Raw genomic sequence first — 2,060 nt, 5'->3', positions numbered from 1 at the left:
GGATAATGATATCCAGCTCGAAATTCAGCCGGTCGACGTAGACCTGGCGCTTGGCGTCGTAGTCTTCGGTGGTGTCCTTGGGCAGCAGAACGCTCAATCGCTCTTCCAGACCGTCGAACGACACCTTGCGGAAATACTCATCGATGGTCATGCCATCGGGAATCGGGAAGTTGGGCAGAAAGTGCTTGCCCAGCTTCACTTCGATATTGCAGCGTTTGGCGATTTCGACCGAGTTTTCCAGCGCCTCAGGCAGGTCGCTGAACAGCTCGGCCATTTCATCGGCGCTTTTGAGGTACTGCTCTTCGCTGTAGTTCTTGGAGCGGCGCGGGTCATCCAGTGCCCGGCCTTCGCCAATGCACACGCGGGTTTCGTGGGCCTCGAAATCTTCTTTCTTGATAAAGCGCACATCGTTGGTCGCAACCAGCGGCGCGCCCAGCTTGTCGGCCAGGGCCACGGCGGCGTGCAGGTGTTCTTCGTCATTGGGGCGATTGGTGCGCTGGACTTCCAGATAGAAGCGGTCGGGAAACACGTCCATCCACTCGCGGGCCAACACTTCGGCTTCCTGGGGGTTGCCGCCCAGCAGCGCGATACCGATCTCGCCCTCTTTGGCGGCCGAGAGCATGATCACGCCCTCACTCGCCTCAGCCACCCACTCACGCTCAATGATGATCGAGCCGTTGCGCTGGCCGTCGATAAAACCGCGCGAGATCAATTCGGTGAGGTTGCGATAACCCACGCCATTCATCGCCAGCAGGCTGATGCGGCTCAGGGGGTTATCCGGGTCTTTGTTCGACAGCCACAGGTCGGCGCCGCAAATCGGCTTGATGCCGGCGCCCATGGCGTTCTTGTAAAACTTGACCAGGGAACACATGTTGTTCTGGTCGGTAACCGCCACCGCAGGCATGTTCATGCCCACCAGGGTTTTGACCAGCGGTTTGATCCGTACCAGGCCGTCGACCAGGGAGTATTCAGTGTGCAGGCGCAGGTGAACGAATGAAGCCGGCATAGTGATCCTGTCTAAAAACTTAGAAACAACAAGGCCCGGGATTGTACCGGGCCTTGAGCAAAACATCAGCCTCGCGACTAAACCTCGCTGAGACTCTCACGCGCCTCGTAAGCCTGACGGACCGGGGCGAACGAACGACGGTGGATCGGCGTCGGGCCCAGGCGAGCCAAGGCTTCCAGATGAACGGGCGTCGGGTAACCTTTATGACCACCGATGCCGTAGCCCGGATAGATCAATTCAAACGCCGCCATTTCGCGGTCGCGGCTGACTTTGGCCAGGATCGAGGCGGCGGCAATCGCCGGGACCTTGCTATCCCCCTTGACCACGGCTTCTGAAGGCATCGCCAGTTTGGGGCAGCGGTTGCCGTCGATCATCGCCATTTTCGGTGTGATGTGCAGCCCTTCGACGGCGCGCTGCATGGCCAGCATGGTGGCGTGAAGGATGTTCAGCTCATCGATCTCTTCGACTTCGGCCCGGGCGATGTGCCAGCTCAACGCTTTTTCGCAGATCTCGTCGTAGAGCTTTTCACGGCGCGCTTCGGTGAGTTTTTTCGAGTCATTGAGACCGAGGATCGGGCGATTTGGGTCGAGGATCACCGCCGCCGTCACCACCGCGCCACACAACGGGCCACGCCCCACTTCATCAACACCGGCGACCAGTGCGTCGGCGTGTGCGACCAGACTGAAATCCAGGCCCATTTGCGTGGTCATAAAGCGTCCTGTTTTTGCCCGATCAAGGTCAGTACGGCATCAGCCGCCTGGTTCGATGCATCACGCCGCAGGGTGCGGTGGATGTCGTCAAAACCACGGGTCTGCTCTTCGCCGCCGTCGATCAAGGGTAGTAGGGTTTGTGCCAAGGCTTCGGGCGTTGCATCGTCCTGCAACAACTCCGGTACCAGCAGGCGTTGGGCCAGCAGGTTAGGCAAGGAGATGTAAGGGCTCTTGACCATGCGCTTGAGAATCCAGAACGTCAGCGGCGCCAGGCGATAAGCCACGACCATCGGGCGCTTGTACAGCAGCGCCTCCAGGGTCGCGGTGCCCGAGGCAATCAATAC

At 59.6% G+C, this 2,060-nt stretch carries 2 protein-coding genes and 1 pseudogene; all 3 read right to left on the bottom strand.

Features of this window, described 5'->3' with window-relative positions:
* On the bottom strand, positions 1-1,006 hold a 1,006-nt coding region (locus tag FEM54_RS31360), incomplete at its 3' end, for a PHP domain-containing protein (RefSeq protein ID WP_138454151.1).
* A gap of 77 nt (positions 1,007-1,083) precedes the next feature.
* Positions 1,084-1,716 (bottom strand): ribonuclease HII, encoded by a 633-nt coding sequence (gene rnhB, locus FEM54_RS31355; RefSeq protein ID WP_017137151.1) that lies wholly within the window; start codon positions 1,714-1,716, stop codon positions 1,084-1,086.
* A pseudogene (locus FEM54_RS31350) lies at positions 1,713-2,060 on the bottom strand (lipid-A-disaccharide synthase); the annotation flags it as partial. The pseudogene FEM54_RS31350 and the gene rnhB, both read right to left, overlap by 4 nt.

Origin of the sequence: Pseudomonas edaphica (genome assembly GCF_005863185.1) — a bacterium.
Lineage (GTDB): Bacteria > Pseudomonadota > Gammaproteobacteria > Pseudomonadales > Pseudomonadaceae > Aquipseudomonas > Aquipseudomonas edaphica.
This window is presented reverse-complemented; position numbering and strand designations above follow the sequence as displayed.